At 73.1% G+C, this 20,748-nt stretch carries 14 protein-coding genes; 6 read left to right on the plus strand and 8 right to left on the minus strand.

Features of this window, described 5'->3' with window-relative positions; genetic code table 11:
* Positions 1–4: 4 nt before the first annotated feature.
* From ACFWGJ_RS12090 to ACFWGJ_RS12125, 8 genes are all read right to left on the minus strand, one after another.
* The gene (locus ACFWGJ_RS12090) at positions 5–4,891 is read right to left on the minus strand and encodes an SDR family NAD(P)-dependent oxidoreductase (protein WP_387322890.1); all 4,887 of its coding nucleotides are present in this window, start codon (positions 4,889–4,891) and stop codon (positions 5–7) included.
* Positions 4,884–6,965 (minus strand): non-ribosomal peptide synthetase, encoded by a 2,082-nt coding sequence (locus ACFWGJ_RS12095; protein ID WP_387322892.1) that lies wholly within the window; start codon positions 6,963–6,965, stop codon positions 4,884–4,886. Before ACFWGJ_RS12095 ends, ACFWGJ_RS12090 begins: the two co-directional genes overlap by 8 nt.
* Positions 6,962–8,014, minus strand: coding sequence for an alcohol dehydrogenase catalytic domain-containing protein (locus ACFWGJ_RS12100; RefSeq protein ID WP_387322893.1), 1,053 nt, complete (start codon positions 8,012–8,014; stop codon positions 6,962–6,964). Before ACFWGJ_RS12100 ends, ACFWGJ_RS12095 begins: the two co-directional genes overlap by 4 nt.
* A complete protein-coding gene (locus tag ACFWGJ_RS12105; RefSeq protein WP_387322895.1) occupies positions 8,011–9,300 on the minus strand; it encodes a Coenzyme F420 hydrogenase/dehydrogenase, beta subunit C-terminal domain in 1,290 nt (429 codons plus the stop codon). The genes ACFWGJ_RS12100 and ACFWGJ_RS12105 overlap by 4 nt, the downstream gene beginning before the upstream one ends.
* The gene (locus tag ACFWGJ_RS12110; protein WP_387322896.1) at positions 9,297–10,727 is read right to left on the minus strand and encodes an aspartate aminotransferase family protein; all 1,431 of its coding nucleotides are present in this window, start codon (positions 10,725–10,727) and stop codon (positions 9,297–9,299) included. Before ACFWGJ_RS12110 ends, ACFWGJ_RS12105 begins: the two co-directional genes overlap by 4 nt.
* Complete coding sequence (locus tag ACFWGJ_RS12115) at positions 10,727–12,169, minus strand: 3-phosphoshikimate 1-carboxyvinyltransferase (RefSeq protein WP_387322898.1); 1,443 nt, start codon at positions 12,167–12,169, stop codon at positions 10,727–10,729. The genes ACFWGJ_RS12110 and ACFWGJ_RS12115 overlap by 1 nt, the downstream gene beginning before the upstream one ends.
* A 271-nt stretch (positions 12,170–12,440) precedes the next feature.
* On the minus strand, positions 12,441–13,460 hold the full coding sequence (locus ACFWGJ_RS12120) for a ketoacyl-ACP synthase III family protein (protein ID WP_387322899.1): 1,020 nt from the start codon (positions 13,458–13,460) through the stop codon (positions 12,441–12,443).
* A 39-nt stretch (positions 13,461–13,499) separates the two neighbouring features.
* Entirely contained in the window at positions 13,500–14,294 is a 795-nt protein-coding gene (locus tag ACFWGJ_RS12125; RefSeq protein ID WP_387322901.1) for a class II aldolase/adducin family protein, read from the minus strand.
* A gap of 404 nt (positions 14,295–14,698) precedes the next feature.
* Here ACFWGJ_RS12125 and ACFWGJ_RS12130 point away from each other — a divergent pair, with 404 nt between their 5' ends.
* The 6 genes from ACFWGJ_RS12130 (at position 14,699) to ACFWGJ_RS12155 (ending at position 20,748) form a co-directional block, all read left to right on the plus strand.
* The gene (locus ACFWGJ_RS12130; RefSeq protein ID WP_387322903.1) at positions 14,699–16,327 is read left to right on the plus strand and encodes a DUF885 domain-containing protein; all 1,629 of its coding nucleotides are present in this window, start codon (positions 14,699–14,701) and stop codon (positions 16,325–16,327) included.
* 241 nt (positions 16,328–16,568) lie between these two features.
* Positions 16,569–18,155, plus strand: a complete 1,587-nt coding sequence (locus ACFWGJ_RS12135; protein ID WP_387322905.1) for an AMP-binding protein — start codon at positions 16,569–16,571, stop codon at positions 18,153–18,155.
* A complete protein-coding gene (locus tag ACFWGJ_RS12140) occupies positions 18,152–18,442 on the plus strand; it encodes an acyl carrier protein (protein ID WP_387322907.1) in 291 nt (96 codons plus the stop codon). The genes ACFWGJ_RS12135 and ACFWGJ_RS12140 overlap by 4 nt, the downstream gene beginning before the upstream one ends.
* A gap of 9 nt (positions 18,443–18,451) precedes the next feature.
* Entirely contained in the window at positions 18,452–18,829 is a 378-nt protein-coding gene (locus ACFWGJ_RS12145) for an ectoine synthase (RefSeq protein ID WP_189772171.1), read from the plus strand.
* 39 nt (positions 18,830–18,868) lie between these two features.
* On the plus strand, positions 18,869–20,047 hold the full coding sequence (locus ACFWGJ_RS12150) for an acyl-CoA dehydrogenase family protein (RefSeq protein WP_387322909.1): 1,179 nt from the start codon (positions 18,869–18,871) through the stop codon (positions 20,045–20,047).
* The gene (locus ACFWGJ_RS12155) at positions 20,044–20,748 is read left to right on the plus strand and encodes a transglutaminase domain-containing protein (protein ID WP_387322911.1); all 705 of its coding nucleotides are present in this window, start codon (positions 20,044–20,046) and stop codon (positions 20,746–20,748) included. Before ACFWGJ_RS12150 ends, ACFWGJ_RS12155 begins: the two co-directional genes overlap by 4 nt.

A 20,748-nucleotide genomic window follows, 5' to 3' on the forward strand; every position in this document is an offset into this window, starting at 1 on the left:
AGTGTCAGGCCTCCTTGGCCCGGTCGGTGGCCCGGTCCTCGCGCAGCGCGTCGGACAGGAGCCGCTCGGCGTCCTCCGGGGCCAGCGCGGCCAGTTCGGCCGCGAGCGCCTCGGTCACGTCGGTCGTGTCGGTCACGTCGGTCGTGTCGGTGGCGCTGCTCGCGTCGGTGGTGTTGTTCGCGGTGTCGCCCGCCTCGGCCGCCGGGCCGTTCTCCGTGCGGGCCTCCAGGCGCTGCCGTACGGCGTCGGCCAGCGCCGCCGGCGTCGGTTCGGACAGGACGTCGGCCAGCGGCACCTCGACGGAGAAGTACCGGCGGATGTCGGACAGCAGCCGGACGATCAGGAGCGAGTCGCCGCCGTGCTCGAAGATGTCCGACTCCGGCGACAGGTCCTCGCTGCCGAGCGCTTCCGCGATCAGCCGGGTCACCTGGGAGGTGAGATCGGCGGTCTGCGGGCCGGTGTCCGGCAGGTCGGGTCCTGGTGCCGCGGACCCGTCGGCGGGCCGGCCGATCCGCGGGTCCCGCACCCACTGGTCGAGGCGGTGTCCGATGTCCCAGGTGGACACCGCCACATGGGAGACGTCGCGCAGGGTCAGCAGACGGCGGACGGCTTCCAGGCCCTCCTCGGGCTGGATCGCCTTGTCGTCCATGCTGCGGCCGATCGCGGACAGGGCCCGCTTCTCGTCCTGGTGGTGCTGCCACACGTCCCAGGCGGCGCTGATCCAGACGGTGCGGTCGAGGTTCCGGCCGGCCCGTTCGGCGGCGGCGTCCATGAAGTGGTTGGCGGCGCCGTACGCCAGCAGGCGCAGCCCGCCGAGGACGCCGGCCAGCGAGGAGAGCAGCAGGACGAAGTCGACCTGCCGACCGGCCAGCACCTCCTCCAGGGCGATCTGGCCGTGGGCCTTGGGCACGAAGTGCCAGCGGCACTGCTCGACGCCGGACTCGGTGATCGGGCGGTCCCACCGCTCGCCTGGCAGGCCCGCCGCGTGCACCACCCCGTGCAGTGCGCCGTACCGTTCCTCGACGCGTTCCACCGCCGCCCGCAGGGCATGGGTGTCGGACACGTCGGCGTGCACCAGGAAGGTGGTGGCCCCGGCGTCCTGGAGCGAGCGCAGGCGGCTGATCCGCAGGGCGGTCTCGTCGTCCGGCTCATGGCTGTCCAGCCACGCGTCCCGGTCCGCGGGGTCGGGCAGGGGGTCGCGGGTCAGCAGCGCGAGGCGGGCCCCGGTCTCCCGGTGCAGCCAGTGCGCGAGGAGCGAGCCGATCTCGCCGAGACCGCCGGTGATCAGGTAGACGCCCTCGGGCCGGAGCCGCGAGGTGGCCTCGGCGGACCAGTCCGCGCGCACGGGCTGCAGGTCGGCCACCCAGCGCCGGCCGCCGCGCAGTGTCACGGCCAGCTCGGGAGGCCGGGTGCCGGCGAGCTCCGCCGCCAGGGTGCGCAGCGACCGGTCGTCGGGGTCGGCGGGCAGGTCGAAGTGGCGGGCTCCGATGTTGCCGTGTTCCTGGCCGATGACCCGGGCGGCCAGTGCCAGGGGTGCCAGTTCGGCGACGGGCTCGGGTTCGGCGGGGCTGACGGCGTAGGCCCCGGCGCTGACGATGTCGAGCTGGACGGGCTCGGTGACGCCGTGCGCGCTGAGCGCCTTCACCAGGGCGATGAGGCTGTACAGGCCGTGGCGCTGGGCCTGTTCGAAGCGTGCGACGCCACGGTCGGGCGGCAGCGCGGCGGTGGACCATGCGTGCAGCACCCGTCCGGGGAGCCGGTTCTCGGCGAGGAGTGCGGCGATCAGCCGGTGGTGGTCCTCCTCGGAGTCGGGCCGTACGGTGAAGGTGTCGCCGTCGCGGGAGTAGCCGCTGCCGGCGGTGACCGTGAGCACGTCACCGGTCAGGGCGTGCGCCGCCAGCCGGGCGGCGACACCGGCCGTACCGGAATCGGAGCCGGCGCCCGGGTCGGCGCCCGCCAGCGCACCCCCGTCCGTGTCCGTGTCGGCGAAGAGCAGCACCGGCTCGGTGATCGGAGCGGGTTCGGCGTCGAGGGTGCCGACGGCCTGGTGCCACACCGGCGCGGTGAACCACTCGTCCAGCGGCAGCTTGGGCACGGCGGTGGGGCTGCCGTCGCCCGCCCCGGAGAAGGTGCCCGTCCCGGAGAAGGTGCCGGTCCCGGAGAGCGCGCCCGTGCCCGGCTCGACCCAGTAACGGCTGCCCTCGAAGGGGTAGGTGGGCAGCGGGACCTTACGGCGTCCCCGGTCGGCGTAGTAGCCCTGCCAGTCCGGGGTCAGGCCGACCGCCCACAGGCGGCCCAGCGCCGCGGTCAGTGCGGTGAGGTCGGCCGCCGGGTCCTTGCCGCGGGCGGCGGAGGTGATCACCGGCACACCGGTCTCCCGGTCCGGGTGGCGCCGGGTGAAGGTGGCCAGGGTGTGACCGGGGCCCACCTCGACGAAGACCTGGTCCCCCTGGGTGAGCGCCGCGGCCACGTCGTCCGCGAACCTGACCGGCGCGCGCAGGTGGGCGCCCCAGTAGGCGGGGTCGGTGGCTTCCTCGTCGCGGATCCAGGTGCCGGTCAGGTTGGACAGGAAGGGGATCCGCGGGCGGCTCAGTTGCACCTCGCGCAGCAGCCGGGTGAGGGGTTCCACCGCCGGTTCCATCATCGCGGAGTGGAAGGCGTGCGAGGTGGCGACCTTGCGGTGGGTGATGCCGTCGGCGGTGAGTTTGGCGGTGAACGCCCGCATTTCGTCGTGACCGCCCGCCACGGTGCACACGGTGGGCTCGTTGACGGCCGCGAGGTCCACCCCGTCGCCCAGGTACGGGGTCAGCTTCTCGGGGCCCGCCATGACGGCCGCCATCACGCCCTCGGGCAGGGCGTCGATCAGCCGCCCCCGCTCGGCCACCACCCGCAGTGCGTCCGGGAGTTGAAAGACCCCGGCCAGCGTGGCGGCGGCGTACTCGCCGATGCTGTGCCCGATGAGGGCGGCGGGAGTGATCCCCCACGCCATGTACTGCCGGGCCAGCGCGTACTCGACCGCGAACAGCGCCGGCTGGGTGAGGCGGGTGCGGCGGAGGTCGTACCGCTCGTCCTGCCGGTCGCGTGACGCGGGGTGGAGTGCGTCGCGCAGGTCGAAGCCGAGCGTGGGTCCGAGCAGGTGCGCGCAGTCGTCCAAGGCCGCACGGTAGACGGGCAGTTGCTCGTACCAGCCCCGGCCCATGGCGGGGTACTGCGCGCCCTGGCCGGGGAGCAGGAAGGTGACCGGGCGCGGGGCGGGGTGGCCGGAGTCCTGGTAGACGTGCCGGGGTTCGCCGGTACGCAGCGCGCGGACGGCGGTCTTCCGGTCCGGGGCGGTGACCACGGCCCGGTGGTCGAAGGTGTGCCGGGTGGTGGCCTGGGTGTACGCGGCGTCGTCCAGGTGGGTGTCACCGAGCGGGCTCCGCGACGCGCCGGGGTCGGGCGCGGTGGCCTCCAGGTGGTCGGCGAGCGCGAGGCGTGCCTTCTCCAGCGCGGCCGGGGACTTGGCGGAGACCGGCAGCAGCACCACGGCCGGAGCGGGGGCGGCGCCCGGCGCCTCGGCGGCGGCGGGCGGGGCCTCCTCCAGGACCACGTGGGCGGTGGTGCCGCCCATGCCGGTGGAGGTGACCGCGCAGCGCAGGGCGGAACCGTCGGCCTCCCACGGCTCGGCGGCGGTCGCCACCCGGAAGCGGGAGCCGTCGGCCGCGCACTCCGGGTTCCATGCGGTGAAGTGCGGCATCGGCACGATCGTGCGGTGGTGCAGCATCAGCACGCACTTGATCAAGCCGGCCACTCCGGCGGCGGTGCTCAGGTGCCCGATGTTGGCCTTCACCGATCCCAGGGTGAGCGGCCCGTCGGTGCCGTACGCCTGGCGGGCCGCCGCGAGTTCGATCGGGTCACCCATCCGCGTACCGGTGCCGTGGGCCTCCAGGTAGCTGACGGTGGCGGGGTCGACCCCGGCTACGCCGAGGGCCTCGGCGAGTACGGCGGCCTGGCCGGACACGCCCGGAGCGGTGTATCCCGCGCGGTCGTTGCCGTCGTTGCCCACGGCCGAGCCGAGCAGCACGGCCCAGACGGTGTCGCCGTCGGCCAGCGCGTCCTCCAGCCGTTTGAGGACGACGACACCGGCGCCGTTGCCGAACACCGTGCCGTCAGCGCCGGCGTCGAAGGGCCGGACCCGGCCGGAGGCGGAGGTGATGCCGTCGGGCTCGTACAGGTAGCCGGCCTCCTGCGGGAAGCGCAGGGCGACACCGCCGGCCAGCGCCAGGTCGCACTCCTGCGACAGCAGGCTTTGGGCGGCCAGATGGACGGCGACCAGGGAGGTCGAGCAGGCCGTCTGCACGGCGAGGCTGGGGCCGGTCAGTTTGAGGTGGTAGGAGGCGCGCGTGGTGAGGTAGTTGGGGTCGTTGCCCATCAGGGTCGCCATGTCCTGCTGCATCCGCTCCAGCGAGCCGTTGAAGCCGCGCTCGCCGGTCAGCACGTTGTTCAGCAGGTACGTACTGTGCAGCGACCCGGCGAAGACGCCGACGCGGCCCGGATAGACCTCGGAGTCGTGGCCGCTGTGCTCCATGGCCGCCCAGGCGGTCTGCAGGAACAGCCGCAGCTGCGGGTCCATGCGCTCGGCCTCGCGGGAGCTGAGGAAGAAGAAGGACGCGTCGAACCGGTCGGCGTCCTCGACGACCGCGGCCCGGCGCACATGGCGTGGGTCGGCGAGGGTCGGTGCGGAGACGCCCGCGGCCGTCAGCCGTTCCTCGTCGAGGTCGGTGAGGTGCTCGGTGCCCGCGAGCAGGTTCTGCCAGTAGTCCTGCGGGGTGCGGGCGCCCGGCAGCCGGCAGTCCATGCCGACGACGGCGATGCGTCCGGCCGGGAAGGGGGCGTCCTGAAGCTCAGCCATGCGTGCCTCCTGGGGCGGTGCGGCGCTGATCGCCGACGGGCGAAGTGGGGTGCGTTGCGGACCGGAGGGTGGGTTCGGTGTGGGTGGTGGGCTGGCGGACGGGTTCGGCGCGGGCGGCGGCGGTACGGGCCGGTGCCCGGCGCGGCGGGCGGGCCGTCCGGCGGCGCAGGCCGCGGGCGGACCCCTGGGCGGCGTCGCCGGACGGCGGCCCGGTGCGGTCCGCCGTCAGCCGGGTGACCAGGGCGGACAGGGCGCGGATGGTCGGGGCCCGGTAGAGGTCGGTCATGCGCAGGGCCGGAGCGAGGGAGCGGGTGAGACGTTCGTGGACGGCGGCCATCCGCAGGGAGGTGCCGCCCAGATCGAAGAAGTTCTCCTCCGGGCCGGGAGCCCGGACACCGAGTACGTCCCGCCAGGCCTCGGTGACGGCCGCCTCCACCGGCTCCCGCGCCGCCGGTGCGGGACGCGCGCGTGCAGGCCCGGTGGCGGTGAGCGGATCGGGCAGGGCCGCGCGGTCGATCTTGTGATTGGCCGTCAACGGCAGTTCACGCAGGGGCACATAGGCGGTGGGCACGGCGTGCTCGGGAAGCGTGCGTCGCAACTCGCCCCGCAGCAGCGCGGGTTCGAGCGCAGCACCGGCCTCGAACACCACGTGGGCGGCGAGTTGACGCTCACCCATGCCGTCGGTGTACGGCGCCACCACCGCCTCGCGCACCTGCGCGAGCTGCTTGAGGGCGGCCTCCACCTCACCGGTCTCCACCCGGATCCCGGAGATCTTGACCTGCGTCCCCCGGCGGCCGATGAGCAGCAGCGTCCCGTCGTCCAGCCGCCTGGCCAGATCGCCCGTACGGTACGTCCTGCCGTCCGGAGTCGTGCCCGGGGCGAGGAAGTCACTGACGACGACGATCTCGCCCTCGCCCGGCCCGTGGACCGTGCGGCCGTCGTCGCCGAGCAGCCGGACCTTTGTCCCGTACACCGCCCCGCCCAGCGGGAACACACCGGTGGGCGGCCGGTAGCCGAGGCCGGCGACCCGCAGCAGGGCGCAGGAGCACTCCGTGGAACCGTAGGCCCCGGCCACCCGGCAGTGCGGCTCGAAGTGGCGCCGGCAGGTGTCGAGGTCGGCGAGGTGGAGGGTGTCGCCGCCGAGGGCGAGCATCCGCAGGGCGGGCAACCGCACTCCACGGGTCTCCATGGCACGCGCCAGGGCCCGGAAGACCGGCAGCGTGGAGTGGTACACGGTGATCCGTTCGTCGGCCAGCCACTCCAGCAGGCCGGTGACGCCGAGCGACTTGAGGTCCACCGGGTACAGCGCGGCCCCGTTCAGCAGCGCGGCGAAGGTGTCCTGGACCGCCGAGTCCCAGCTGTACGCGGACTGCAGGGTGAGCCGGTCGAGGGGGCCCACCGCGAGCCCGTCGGTCCACACACGCGTGTGGTGCAGCACGTTGCGATGTGTCTGGGTGACGGCCTTGGGGCGGCCGGTGGAGCCCGAGGTGAAGAGGACGTACGCCTCCGACTCCGGGCGCGCGGGGCTCTCCCCGGGAAGAGGGTCGCCCGGCGGGAGGGAGTCCTCCCGCACGGACTCGTCCCGTACCGGCTCGCCCAACACGAGCTCGTACCCGGCCAGTTCCTCGTACGCGAGCACCGGGCAGGACCGCCCGTCGGTGATCGACCGGGCCGACCCCAGGTGTCCGGGGCCCGCGACGAGCATGCGGATGCCCGCGTCGGCGGCCATGCCGGCCAGTCGTGGTGGCGGATAGGCGGCGTCCAGCGGGACGTAGGAAAGGCCGGCGCGCAGCGCGCCGAGGAGGGCGCCGATCATCTCGGCGCCGTGCGAGAAGAGCAGGCCGACCCGGTCCCCCGGGCGCAGACCGGCGTCGGCCAGCGCGGCGGACACCCGGGCGGACAGCTCCGCGGTCCGCCGGTACGTCCAGCGGACGTCCGGGGTGACGACGGCCTCCCGGTGGGGGAAGGCGTCGGCGGTCCGCAGGAAGCGGTGGATGAGGGTGCCCGCGCGGTCGGTGTCCGGGAACGGGCGGTGGCCGGTGTCCACGGCGGATACCGGAACGGTGTCGGTCATGTGCGGCTCTCCTCGGCCGGTTCGTAGGCGAAGACCACCGCCGGGTGGGCGGGGCGTCCGCGCAGTTCGGCGTACGCGTCGGCGGCCTGCTCAAGCGGCAGCCGGGGAAGGCCCATCCGGCCCGGGCGGATGGCCCCGTCGGCGATCAGGTCCAGGGCCCGCTGCAGGTTCTCGGTGACGGTCGCCTGGCCCTGGGGCGGGGTGACGTCGGTGTAGCCGCGGGCGTAGGCGTAATCGCGGTAGCCCGCTCCGCAGCGGGCCGCGTAGCGCAGGTCCAGATTGCCCAGGTCGACGCTGAACTCGACCCGCGCGGCGAACCGTCCCACTCCGACCACCCGTGGCCGGACGGGGGCGCGGCCTGCCCAGCGGGCCGCCTCGGCCAGCGTGCCGGTCGCCTCCCCCGTACCGCAGAGGAAGACACAGCGGGAGCTGCCGGCCGGGGCCGGCGGGCCGGTCGGGAAGGGCGCCTCCCACACCGGAACGCCCAGCGCCTCGGCCGTGCGCAGCCGGCCGGGGTGCAGGTCGGTGACGGTGACGCGGTGCCCGTCGGCATCGGCGGTCTGGGCGATCAGCAGTCCGACCATGCCCGCGCCGACGACCGCGACCTCGTCGCCGGGCCGCAGTTCGGCGCGGTCGACGGCGTGCACGGCGGTGGCGGCCAGGTTGGCCACGACCGCGTCGGCCAGGTGCACGGTGTCGGGCACCGGCCGGCACAGCCGGTAGGGCACGACGACCACGTCTCCGTGGGTGGCCTCGCCCCATCCCATCGCGGTCACCCGGTCGCCCACCGCGAAGCCCCTCACGCCGGGGCCGACGGCTTCGACCGTGCCCGCCGAGCAGTAGCCGAGCGGGAAGGTCTCGCCGGTGCCCAACAGCTGGTCCAGGTAGTGCAGTTCGGTGCCGGGGCTGATCAGGCTGTACGCCGCGCGGATGCGCAGCTCGCCGGTGCCGACCGGTCCGACGCCCACCTCGACCGGCTCGGGCAGCGCCCCGCGGCCGGCCAGCAGCCGTCGCGACAGGACCACGCGGGTGTCGACGGCGGGCATCATCGGCCGCTCCCCCGGTCGGCGCCGGTCAGCCGGTCCGCCGGCTCGTCCGCACGTGGCTGCGTCGGCCGGTCCGCCGGTGGGTCCTCGCCGGGTACGGCGATCCACCGCTCGTCCGGGACGATCTCCAGCTCCTCCCGGTGACCGGGGATCGGGCCGTGCGGTACGGGCCTGCCGGACCTCTCGTACGAGGCGCGGCGGTTGCGTTTGCGCTCCAGGCCGAGGTTCAGCCCGGACAGGTCCGTGGGACTGCCCGTGAAGAAGCCGTGGTGCCGGGCCGCGGCGACCGCGGCGGCACCGGCCCCGGTACGGACGAACACCCGGCCGTGCTTGAGCTCGCGCGCCCCGTCCACGCTGGCGGCGAAGATGTTGGGATCGCCGTCGCTGACGCTGACGTCGGCCAGCCCCGACAGCCAGTCCCCGCAGGACAGACAGCGGTACGTCTTGTTCTTCGCGAAGTCCCGCACGGCCTGCCAGAACGCCACCCGGTGGTCGCCGCCGTCGCGGGTGCCGATCGCGATCTCACCGGGGTAGTCGCCCTCGCGGTAGCGGAGCCGGACCACGGAGTCGACCGGGATCAGCGCGCGTTCCTCGATGACGGCCCGGGTGCCCTCGGGACGGGTACTGGACGAGCAGGCGGGTTCGACCGCGAGCACTACGTGGTCGCGGGCCCAGCGCCCGGCGGCGGTGTCCATGGCCTGGAGCTTGCGCAGCGCCTGGATGTGACAGGCGACGCCGACCACCGCCACGTCGGCGTCGGGTTCGGTGAGCATGACCTTCCGCAACGCGCCCAGATAGGGGGCGAGCTGATATGTGGACTGCGCGGTCTCCGCCAGCAGGTGCGGCTCCCGGACCAGGGCGGGGGCGGCCCGCCAGGGCTGCTCCGGGTCCCGGCCCATCGTCAGTACGACGTCGGTGCCGAGCACCGCGAGGGCGGTCTGGAGGAGTGCGGTGAGGCTGCCGCCGCTCGCGGACGCCTCGAAGACGAGGGGGTCGAGCGCGTGGCCCGCGAGCACTTCGGAGAAGATGCCGGTCCAGCGCTCCCGCGGAGTACGGCTCCGGCCGAACAGCCTCGTCTCGGCGGCCGGGGTGCCGGGGTCGGCGCCGGGGCAGACGTCCAGGCAGTCCCGGCACTCGCCGCAGTCGGTCTCGGTCCACGAGGGTTCGGTGAGCACCGGATCGAGGCCCGAGAAGCCCACCACCCCTGCCGGGCAGGCGAGTTGGCAGGCGCCGCACACGGTGCACAGGTCGTTCCGCAGAACGGCTTCGGAGAGTTGCTGGAAGGTCATCGCAGGGCTCCCCCCGCCGGGCCTTCTTCTCCCCGACCCGCTTCTCCGTGGCCCGCTTCCGCCCGGCCTGCTTCTCCCCGGCCTGCTCCTCCATGGCCCGCCTCCTCCTGGTCCGCCGCCGCCCGGTCGGCGTCGGAGACCGCGGTGGCGAGGCCGTGGAGGAGGAACTCCAGCTCGTACTCCGTCAGCAGGGCCGGGGGGACGACCTTGACGGTGGCCCCTTCCGGTCCCCCGCCGAACAGCAGCAGCCGCGCATGTGACGCGGCCTCGACGACCGCCTCGGCCCGTGCCGGGTCGGGCCGGCCGTCGCGCGTGCAGTCGAAGGCCGCGAGGGCCCCGGCGGTACGCACGGAGGTCATCCACGGGTGCTCGGCGGCCAGTTTGCCGAGCCACTCGTCGAGCCGCTGTCCCAGCGCCCGGGCCCTGGCGGGCACGTCCTGGGTGACCAGGGTGTCGAGGACCGCCGAGGCGGCGGCGCAGCACAGCGGGCTGCCGGAGTAGGTCGACGTCTGCACGCCCGGGGGCAGCGCGTCCACGACCCGCCGTTCGCCGAGGACCGCGCTGATCGGGAAACCGTTGCCCAGTGTCTTGCCGACCAGGGTCAGATCGGGTGTCTCCGCCATGAGTTCGGCGGTGAACATCCGTCCGGCGCGGCCGAGTCCGGTGTAGATCTCGTCCAGCACCAGCAGGGCGCCCCGGTCGTGCGCGGCCCGGGCGATCCTGTCCAGCAGGGCCGGGGCCACGGTCAGCACTCCCTCGGTGACCTGGATCGGCTCCAGGACGACGGCGGCCACTCCCCCGTGGTGCTCGGCTCCGTCCAGTGCCGCGGTCAGCGACGCCAGGAAGGCCGCTGTCCCGGCCGAGCCGTCCTGATGCGGCCTCGAACCGTCCTCGTACCCGGGTGAGCGGTCCTCGTACGGGCGGCGCGGATCGGGCAGCGCGGCGGTGAAGACCGAACCGTGCGGCCCGGCGCCGAACCGCTTGAACCCGGGCCGCCAGGTCAGTGCCAGGGCCCCGGCGGTCTTGCCGTGGTAGGCGTGGCGGAAGCTGACGACGGACCGGTGTCCCGTCGCCGCGCGGGCCACTTTCAGGGCGGCCTCGACGGCTTCCGCGCCGGTCACGGTGGGCAGGACCGCGGGCTCCCGGTAGGGGGACAGCGCGCCCAGCCGGCGGACCATCCGGATGCGCGGACCGGAGTTCAGCTTGCAGCCGGTGTGGACGAGCCGGGTCAGCTGGGCGGCGGCTGCCTCGACGACCGCCGGATGCTGGTGGCCCAGGGTGGCCGCCCCGCTGCCGGAGGTGCCGTCGAACCAGGCGGCGCCGTCGTCGGTACGGAGCCAGGGGCCGTGGCCGGAGCTGAACGCGGGGCCCGCCGTGGTCCCGGTGGACCGGGCCTCGTACGCCGTGCGTAATCGGTTGCTGTTCATCACAGGGTGACCTCGTGGATCGCGGCGCCGACCGCCCGCAGGACGGCGGTGAAGCCGGGGAAGGACGTGGTGTGGCAGGCGCCGCCGGTGATCGTGGTGCGCCCGGGCAGAGCGGTGGCCAGGGTGGCCGCGGCCATGGCGATGCGGTGGTCCTCGAAACCGGGGACGGTCCCGGCGGACAGCACGGCGGCGCCGCCCGCCCGCGTCCCGTGCACCGTCAGCCCGTCCGGCTCGACGTGGACGCGGGCGCCGAAGGCGGCGGCCATCCGTGCGGTCGTGACGAGCCGGTCCGTCTCCTTGAACCGCAGTTCCGCGGCGCAGCCGATCCTCGACGTGCCGGGCAGCCGGGCCGCGACCACGGCGAGCAGCGGCACCTCGTCGATCAGGGCGTGCAGGGTCGCCGGGTCGTCGGCCGTCACCGCGTGGACGCCGTCGAGGCCGGCCCTGGTGACGACCGTGCCGACGGGTTCGCCGCCGGCGGTGGTGCGCGGGTCCTCGTAGTGGATGGCCGCGCCGGCCCGGCGCAGGACGTCGAAGAAGCCGGTCCTGGTCGGATTCAGGCAGACGCCGGGGATCCGCAGTTCTCCGCCGCCGCCCCGCAGCAGGTGGGCGGCGACGGGGTAGGCCGCCAGCGACGGGTCGCCGGGGATGTCGATGACCGGCGGTACGGAGCAGGCGCCGCCGTCGTAGCGGACCACGCCGGGGTCCTCGGTCAGCCGGGCGCCGAAGGCGGCGAGCATCCGCTCGGTGTGGTCCCGTGAGCGCACGGGGTGGCGCAGTTCGACCGGTACGCCGGCCGCGACCGCGCCGAGCAGGACCGCGGAACGGGCCTGGGCGCTGCCGACGGCCAGTTCCACGCGCCGGGAGCGGTGCACCCGGCCGTCCACGATCACCGGCAGCCGGCCCTGGCTGCCCAAGTAGCGGATGTCCGCGCCCAGTTCGTTGAGAGGGGTGACGATCCAGTCCATGGGGCGGTGCCGCAGCACCTCGTCCCCGTCCACGACGGCAGCCCGTCCGGTGCCGGCGAGCACCCCGATCAGCAGCCGGGCCGCCGCACTGGAACCCGCGGTCTCCAGATAGGGGACGCCGTGCGGCCACGACGCGACTCCGTCCGGCCGGCGCGGGATCCCGTGGTGGGGGCGTACCGGCTGCGGGACGGGGTCGGCGCGGCGCACGGTGAGGACGTCCCCGTCGGCGAGGGTGTCCAGGCCGAGCGCCCGCAGGGCCGGGAACAGCGCGCGGACGGCGCCGCCCAGGTTGGCGTTGCGGATCGTGAGCCGTCGTGGCGCGCCGGGCAGCAGGGCGGCCAGCAGGGCGCGGTGGCTGACCGACTTGTCGCCGGGCACGTCGACGGCGGACACCGGATCGCGGGTTCTGCCGCCCTCCACGACGAGGTCGGGCGAGATGGTCGCGGGCCTGTCATGGCCCTTCACTTCCAGCACGGACACACTCCCATGGCGACCGGTCCAGATCGGCCGCCGGATTCGAGACGGACGGGGCGGCGCCGCTCGGTACACGGCCGCCCGGCGGCGCGAGGCCGCTGCACGTATTAAGGGGATTGGTTACGAGGCTGCGTGTGCGCGGTGCTCCGCGGCACGGTGTTCGGGTGCGCGCGGTCCGGATGCGCGAGGTTCGGGTGCTGGGCGCGTCGCGCGGCGAGGGCGGCACAGGTGCCGCGGCACGAGCCGCGGCCGGCCGGTCGTCCTCGTTCGGTCAGTGCGTCCAGCGGGGCGGTTCGGCGATCTCCAGCACCGCCGCGGTCCAGACGAAACCGACGCCCATGCCGACCAGCAGCACGAGGTCGCCCTCGCGCAGCGCACCGGTACGCAGCTGGTGTTCGAGTGCCAGGAACTGGTCGCTGTTGGCGAGGTGGCCGATGCGCCTGCCCCACCGCCAGGCGGTGCGTTCCACGGGCAGCCCCAGCGGTTCCAGGAACACCCGGTTGAGCATCTCGTGCCCCAGGTTCGACACCAGCACCCGGGCGATGCCGTCCAGCTTGGTGCCCGCCTCGGACAGCGCGTGGTCCACCGCGGCGACGACCTGGGCCTCGAAACGGCGCTGGACCTCGGCGGAGGAGGTGGTGCGCAGGAAGGCCTTCTTGCCCGGTCCTGCGTCCAGCGGCCCGCGCCGCAGCGTCGCCGAGGCCAGGTGCTGGTCGCCCCGGTGCATCCGTTCCAGCTCGGAGTCGGCCCGGGTCGCGACGCCGAGGACCCGGGCGGCGCCCCGGCCGCGGGACATCACGACGGCCGCCGCGCCGTCACCGAAGACCATGCCCTTGTTCGTCCGCCATCGGTCGAACTCGCCGTCGAACCGGTCCGCGCACGTGATCAGCACGGCCGTGTCCGTGTGGCGCCCCAGGTGGTTCCTGGCCAGGTCCAGCGCGAACAGGCCGCCGTTGCAGCCCTGCCGGATCTCCAGCGCCGGGGCGCCGGCGCCGACGGCGTACCGCTCCACGTACGATGCCGCGGCCCAGGCCTCCGGGCCCTGGCGGTACGCCGTGGCGTGCAGCAGGAGGCTGATGTCCTGCGGGTGGTGCCCGGAGCGCAGCAGTGCCTGGCGGCCTGCGGTGACAGCCATCTCGGCCGGTGAGAACAGCGCCTCCACGGCCACCGTCTCCATGCGGTCCTTGCGGTTCCATGCCTGTTCGTAGCGGCCGTCCGCGACCGCTTCCGTCACCGTGGTCCGGTCGGCGGGCACATAGCCGCCGATCCCGGAGAGGTAGACGTCGTCCACTGTTCACGACCCCCCGTCGGTCGTCGTCGATCCCGGCCGTCACCGGTCGAACAGGTCGGGCTCCTCGCGCAGGACCTGGTCGCGCAGCGGCTGGAAGTTGATCCAGCCCATGTCGTCGTTGCCGAGCTGGTCCCGCGCCGCGCAGGCGGTCGTGTGGTCGATGGGGACCACCGGGCCGGCGGCCTTGGCCAGCAGCTGCGCCTGACAGGAACGTTCCATCGTGATGAACCACCAGGCCGCCGCCTCGACGGAGCGCCCGACGGTGAGCAGCCCGTGGTTGCGCAGGATCACCGCCTTGTGGCCTGCGAGGACGGCGGCGATGCGCTTGCCCTCCTCCAGGTCGGTCACCACGCCGTTGTAGTCGTCGTAGAGGCCGTGGTCCTCGTAGAAGGCGCAGGCGTCCTGGGTCAGCGGCTCCAGCATCGCGCCCATGGAGGACAGCGCCCTGCCGTGCAGGGAGTGGCTGTGTGCCGCGGACACCACCTCGGGACGGGCGCTGTGGATCCGTGAGTGGATGGCGAACGCCGACTCGTTGACGTAGTGGCGGCCCTCGACGACCGCGCCGTGACCGTCGACGAGGACCAGGTCGCCCCTGCGGATGTGCTGGAACGAAACCCCGTAGGGGTTGGCCCAGAAAAAGTCCGTGTGCTCAGGATCGCGGGCGGTGATGTGCCCTGCGGTTCCTTCTTCGAATCCAAATCTGCCGAAGAGCCGGAATGCCACCAGAAGGCTCTCCTGACGGTGCTTCCGTTCTTCCTTGACGTCCTCGTAGGACCGCGGCCAACGAAAGAACAACTGATCTTTCGGTATTGGCTTGAGATCATGAAGACTCATGCGTCGACTCCACCCCCGTGGATTTTGACTGAGCCGATTCTCGCGTATGCCAGGCATCGCCTAGATCGCTTTGGAGGCTACCCCAGAGTCGCCGATCCGTGTCAATCCCGTTATTGCAAAGAGCGGTTTTACGAGCGCCTCAATATCATTTCGAACAATGGCCGGATCGCGTTGCCGGAATGATTTCCTCAGGTCGGACAAAACCGCCACGAGGCAGCGCGCGTGGCGTGGAGTCACAGACTCCTCGATGAAATTTCAACATTAGTTCTGTCAGCTTTTGTCCAGAAAATTACGATAAATCTTCATAGGTGATCAGGTGATGCCCTCCAACGTGGTGGCTGATTCTGCCGCCTGCTCCTTACAGTCGGCATATGCACGCTGCGGTTACTGACTCTGTTCACTCCTTGTGCGACGACTACGTCACCCGCCACGCGGATCTGGACCCGGTCGCCGCCACCGTCCGGGGCATCCCCGGCCAGGAGGGCCGGCTCACCGACTACTCGCCCGACGGCCACCGGGCCCGCGCCGACCTGAACGCCGCGGCGCTGCGCGCCGTGACCGCCGCCCGGCCGCGGGACGCCGCCGAGGCCACCGCCCAAACGGTCTTCGCCGAACGCGTGGGCATCGAGAAGGAGATCCACGAGGCCGGGCTCGACGGCGCCGCGCTCAATGTCATCGAGAGCCCGGTGCAGCTCCTGCGCTCGGTCTTCGACCTGATGCCCACCCGCACCCCGGCCGACTGGGCGGTGATCGCATCCCGGCTGGCCCGATTACCGCAGGCTGTGACGGGTCTTCAGGAGGGCCTGCGGCACGCCGCCTCCCGCGGCACGGTGGCGGCACTGCGCCAGGTCACGGGGTGTGCCGCGCAGTGCGACAGCTGGGCGGCCGGGTACTTCCGCACACTGACCGCCGACGCCGACGTGCCGGCCGCGCTCCGCGCGGACCTGGACGCGGGCGTGCGGGCGGCCTGCGAGGCCTACTCCGCACTGGCCCGCTTCCTGCGCGACGAGCTGGCCCCCTCGGCCCCGGTCCGGGACGCCGTCGGCGCCGACGTCTACCGGCTGTGGCTCCGCTACTTCACCGGCGCCTCACCGGACCCGGTCGAGGCGCACGCCTGGGGCTGGCAGGAGTTCCTCGCCATCGAGGCCGAACTGCGGCAGGTGGCCGACCGGATCGCGCCAGGTGCCGGACCGCGCGGGGCGGCCGCCGCGCTGAACACCGATCCGGCCTGTCTGGCGGAAGGAGCGGAGGCTTTCCGGCGCTGGGCACAGGATCTCTCCGACACGGCCTCGGCCGGGCTGAGCGGGTCGCACGTCGACATCCCCGCGCCGCTGGCGACGCTGGAGTGCCGGATCGCGCCGGCGGGCGGCGGCACGTACTACACCGGCCCCTCGGACGACTTCTCCCGGCCGGGCCGGGTGTGGTGGTCGCTGCCCGCGGGCCGGACCCACCACCCCACCTGGCGCAAGGTCACCACCGTCTACCACGAGGGCGTTCCCGGCCATCATCTGCAGGTCGGCACCGCCGTGCTGCAGGCCGGGCGGCTCAACCGCTTCCAGCGGCTGATGTGCCATGTGTCGGCCCACAGCGAGGGCTGGGCCCTGTACGCGGAGCGGCTGATGCGGGAACTGGGCCACCTCAAGGACGACGCCGCCCTCATGGGCATGCTGGACGCGCAGCTGTTCCGCGCGGCACGGGTGGTCGTCGACACCGGCATGCACCTCGAACTGCCCGTCCCGGCGGGTGTCGGCTTCCACGAGGGCGCACGCTGGACGCCCGAGCTGGGCCGGGAGTTCCTGCTGACCCGCACGCTCATCGATCCGGGCGGTGTGGACGAGGAGATCGACCGCTACCTGGGCTGGCCGGGGCAGGCCCCCTCGTACAAGCTCGGCGAGCGGGTGTGGCGCGCCGGCCGCGACGAGGCCCGCCGCCGCCACGGCCCGGCGTTCGACGCCCGGGCGTTCCACAGCCGCGCACTGGGCCTGGGCGCCATGGGCCTGGACACACTGCGCGAAAGTCTGGCGGCCCTGTGAACGCCGCTTCCGTTTGACGCTCCTCGCCCACGCATGACAGGGGCGGAGTATCCGTACATCGCGCAGGCCATGCCGTCGATTCACGAAAGGGGCAGCATATGCATTTCTCGCGGAACTGTATTGCGGCCCCGTTCCGGAGAGAAAATCCACGGCTCCGGCAATCCGGCACCGGCTCGGTGCCGAATAACAGAAGACACTGCCACCGTCTCCAATCGGTCCTCCGCAGGTCTCCTCAGACTTCTTGAGATCCCTTCAGGCGTGCAACCGCCGCTTCACCGGCATGCGGCTGCCCCGGCACATCCCAGGAATTGGCGGTACGGGCACCATGCTCGATTCCCTCGCGCACGACGTCCTCGCGCACGACCGGCGTACACCGGACGCTGCGGCACTGCTGTGGAACGGCGCCACGCTCACCTACGGCGATCTGGCCGCGCTCGCGGACACCGCCGCCGTCCGGCTCGGCGGGCCGGACCTCCGCGGGGACGCCCCCCTGGCGGTGCGCGCGGTGAAGTCCCCCGCGTCGATCGCCCTGGTGCTGGCCGCTCTGCTCGCCCGGCGGACCGTTCTGCTGCTCTCGCCCGACCTGGGCCACTCGGCCGCGGCCCGGCTGGCGCAACGGGCGGGCTGCGCCGGCCTTCTGGTGCCGGGCGCGGACGGAGAGGCCGCACACGAACCGGTCCGGGCGCCCGCCCGTCCCGCGCCGCCCGGCTGCGCCCTGCTGCTGACCACCTCGGGTTCGACGAAACTGCCGAAGGCCGTCCGGCTGAGCCACACCGCGCTGGACCGGTTCACCCGCTGGGCCGGGAGCGCCTTCCCGCTCGGCGCGGGCCATCGTGTGCTCAGCTACGCCCCGCTGAACTTCGACCTCAGCCTGTTCGACGTCTGGGCGACCCTTCGGCACGGCGGCTGTGTGATCCCGGTGGACCCCGGCCGGGCCGCCGACCCGCGCCGGCTGGCCGGGCTGCTCAGAGAGACCGGCCCCGAGGTGGTCCAGGCGGTGCCGATGCTGTTCCGGCTGCTGGCCGGGGCCGGGCCGGACGCGGAGCCCTTCCCCTCGGTCCGCCATGTGCTGCTCACCGGCGAGCACACCCCGCGCTCCCTGCGCGGCCGGCTCGTCCGGCTCTTTCCGCGGGCCGAGTTCCACAACGTGTACGGCTGTACGGAGACCAACGACAGCCTGCTGTACTCGTGCGGCGCGCGGGAGGCGGCCGAGCTGGAAACGCTGCCGCTGGGCGGCCCGCTGCCGGGCGCCCGTGTCCGGCTGGTCGACGACGGCCGTGAACTGACCGGCCCCGGCACCGGCGAACTGGTCGTGCACACCCCGTTCCAGGCCGACGGGTACCTGGGCGCGGAGGACGGCGACGACAGGTTCGTACGTCCCGCGCCGGGCTCCTCGGAGCCGGTCTGGTTCCGGACCGGCGATCTGGTCCGGCGCGACAGCGGGGGCGAACTGACCCTGGTCGGGCGCGACGACTTCCAGGTCAAGGTGGGCGGCGTCCGGGTCAGCCCGGAGGCCGTGGAGCAGGTGGCGCAGAGTCACCCCGAGGTCATGGAGGCCGCGGTGGTCGCGCTCGCGGCACCCGGCCCGCACACCCGGCTGCACGCCCTGGTGCGGGTCGCCCCGGACTGCGCGGTCACCGGTCTGCAACTGCTCACGCACTGCTCCGCCTGGCTGCCCCGGGCGGCCGTCCCCACCGTCCATCTCACCCGCGAACCACTGCCCACCGGCAGCACCGGCAAGGTCGACCGCGCCCGGGTGCGGTCCGTCCTCGCGGCCAGGCAGCACGCCCGTCCGAACCTACCCACTCAACGGGAGTCCTCAGCATGAGCCTGCGGCACGAGATCACGCGTCACATCGTCGCCACCTACCTGCCCGACACCACCGCCGCCGACCTGGAGCCGTCGCTGGACCTGTTCGACGCAGGGGTGGTGAACAGTCTCCAGCTGCTGGAGCTCATCGGCTGGCTGCGGGAGCGCTACCGCCTTCCCGTCGAGGACCTGGACCTGTCGCTCCAGTCCTTCCGGTCGGTGGCGGCCATCCAGGACTTCATCGAGACGAACGCGCCCACGGGCGCCGGTGGCGCCGCCGGTGCCACCGGCGGAAAGACGCACTAGGGGAAAGACATGCTGATACGCACGAAGGAAGAGGCCCTGGTCGTCGAGTGGGGCAACGGCCTGAGCCACCGCCTGCTGCTGCAGGCCGACCGGATGGGCTTCTCCTTCTGCCACACCGTGGTACGGGCGGGCACGAAGTCCCGCCTTGAGTACCGCAGGCACCTTGAGGCCTGCTACTGCATCACCGGACGGGGCTGGATCTCCCTGCCCGACGGGAGCGCCACCCACGAACTGCGCCCGGGCGTCCTCTACGCCCTGGACCAGCACGACGCGCACTTCCTGATCGCCGCGCCGGACGCCGACCTGGAGCTGATCAGCGTCTTCAACCCGCCTCTGCAGGGCGGCGAACGGCACAACCTGGACCAGGACGAGTTCTCGCACTACTGACGGGTCACCGACTACTGACGGATTGCTGACGGGGTCACCATGAGGCACTGGACAGACGAGCAGAGGGCGCTGCGGGCCACCGCGGAGGCCGTCGGCGCGGACCTGGGCACCGGACATGCGCAGCGGGACGCCCACGGCGAGTTCGCGTGGGAGGGCTGGAGACACCTGCGCGAGATCGGGCTTTTCGGGACGCCGTTCGACGGCGCCTGGGGCGGCTCGGGTCTCGACCTGCCGACCGTGATGTACGTCTTCGAGGGCCTGGGGTACCGCTGCCCCGACGCCGGCCTCGTCTTCTCCGCGTGCACGCACATCGTGAGCACCGGCGTTCCGCTCCAGCGGTTCGGTGCGAAGGAACTGAAGGCGGCGTACCTGCCGAAGGTGTGTGCCGGCGAGGTGATCGGGGCGCACGCGATCACCGAGCCGGACGGCGGCTCGGACGTGCTGGCGATGCGCACCACGGCCAGGCGGGAGGGCGAGGAGTTCGTGCTCGACGGCGGCAAGGCCTTCGTGACCAACGGCCCGATCGCCGGCCTGGTCGTGGTGTACGCCCGGACCGGGGCTCCCGGCCACCTCGACGGCATCACGGCGTTCCTGGTCCCGGCGGACACCGCGGGCGTGGCGCACGGCCGCCCCCTGACGAAGATGGGCCTGCGCACGTCACCGCTGTCCGAACTCTTCCTGACGGGCGTCCGGGTACCCCGCTCGCACGTGCTGGGCACGGTGGGATCGGGGTTCCTGGTCCTCGACGAGGTCATGAAGTGGGAGATCCTGTGCGGCTTCGCCGGGATCCTCGGCGAGATGCAGCACCGGCTGGAGCGGTGTGTCGAACACGCCCGCGGGCGGAGTCAGTTCGGCCGGCACATCGGCGCCAACCAGGCGGTCTCGCACCGCATCGTCGACATGCAGATAGGCCTGGAGACCTCCAGGAAGTGGCTCTACGACACGGCGGACAAGTACAGCGCCGGCCGGAGCATCGCCACCGACCTGGCCATCACCAAGCTCGTGGTGAGCGAGGCCAACGTCTCCTCCGCCCTGGCCGCCGTACAGATCTTCGGAGGACACGGCTACACCGCGGAGTACGGCCTCGAAGGGGACCTGCGCAACGCGGTCGCCGGAACGATCTACTCGGGCACCTCCGAGATCCAGCGCGAGCGGCTGGCGGCCTTCCTCGGACTGTCCCGGGCCGCCGCCCACGGGGTGAAGGAGCACACGACATGACGACCGGGACCCGCACAGCACTGCGGCCCACACGGTTCCTGGACCACGACGCGCCGGCGGTGCGGGAGTTCGTCCGCGAAGCCCTGTGCACGACGGATCCGGGGGACCCGGTGGCCGCCGCCGTGGCGCTCTACTACGCCGTCCGCGACGGCATCCGCTACGACGTGTACGACTGCGACCTGTCCGCCGAGGGCCTGCGGGCCAGCAGCATCATCGAACGCGGCGCCGGGTTCTGCGTCCACAAGTCCATCGTGTACGCCGCCGCGGTGCGCGTCGTGGGCATCGAGAGCCGGCTCGTCTACGCGGACGTGCGCAACCATCTCGCCTCGCCCCGGCTGCGCACGCTGATGGGCGGTGACGTCTTCCGCTTCCACAGCCTGACCTCCGTACGGCTCAACGAGGCCTGGGTCAGGGCGACTCCGGTGTTCAACGCACTGCTGTGCACGCTGTACGGCATCAAGCCGCTCGACTTCGACGGACGGGCGGACAGCTACTACCACCCCTACGACGAGCAGGGCCGGCGCCACATGGAATTCCTCGCCCTGCGGGGCGAGTTCGACGACTTCCCGTACGCGGAGGTCGTCGGCGGCATCCGGCAGGCGCACCCCCTGCTGTTCGCGGGCTCGCACACCACGACCACGGGCTCGCTCGTGTCCGAGGCGACCGAGACGACCGGCACAGCCCCGGTGGAGGGACCCTGA

The sequence above is a fragment of the Streptomyces sp. NPDC060205 genome (genome assembly GCF_042728395.1).
Classification (GTDB): domain Bacteria; phylum Actinomycetota; class Actinomycetes; order Streptomycetales; family Streptomycetaceae; genus Streptomyces.

What these genes read in the sequence shown, in the direction of transcription:
- ACFWGJ_RS12090 (WP_387322890.1), bottom strand. Translation starts at nt 4,891, where the DNA reads ATGGCTGAGCTTCAGGACGCCCCCTTCCCGGCCGGACGCATCGCCGTC.
- ACFWGJ_RS12095 (WP_387322892.1), bottom strand. Translation starts at nt 6,965, where the DNA reads ATGACCGACACCGTTCCGGTATCCGCCGTGGACACCGGCCACCGCCCG.
- ACFWGJ_RS12100 (WP_387322893.1), bottom strand. Translation starts at nt 8,014, where the DNA reads ATGATGCCCGCCGTCGACACCCGCGTGGTCCTGTCGCGACGGCTGCTG.
- ACFWGJ_RS12105 (WP_387322895.1), bottom strand. Translation starts at nt 9,300, where the DNA reads ATGACCTTCCAGCAACTCTCCGAAGCCGTTCTGCGGAACGACCTGTGC.
- ACFWGJ_RS12110 (WP_387322896.1), bottom strand. Translation starts at nt 10,727, where the DNA reads ATGAACAGCAACCGATTACGCACGGCGTACGAGGCCCGGTCCACCGGG.
- ACFWGJ_RS12125 (WP_387322901.1), bottom strand. Translation starts at nt 14,294, where the DNA reads ATGAGTCTTCATGATCTCAAGCCAATACCGAAAGATCAGTTGTTCTTT.
- ACFWGJ_RS12140 (WP_387322907.1), top strand. Translation starts at nt 18,152, where the DNA reads ATGAGCCTGCGGCACGAGATCACGCGTCACATCGTCGCCACCTACCTG.
- ACFWGJ_RS12145 (WP_189772171.1), top strand. Translation starts at nt 18,452, where the DNA reads ATGCTGATACGCACGAAGGAAGAGGCCCTGGTCGTCGAGTGGGGCAAC.
- ACFWGJ_RS12150 (WP_387322909.1), top strand. Translation starts at nt 18,869, where the DNA reads ATGAGGCACTGGACAGACGAGCAGAGGGCGCTGCGGGCCACCGCGGAG.
- ACFWGJ_RS12155 (WP_387322911.1), top strand. Translation starts at nt 20,044, where the DNA reads ATGACGACCGGGACCCGCACAGCACTGCGGCCCACACGGTTCCTGGAC.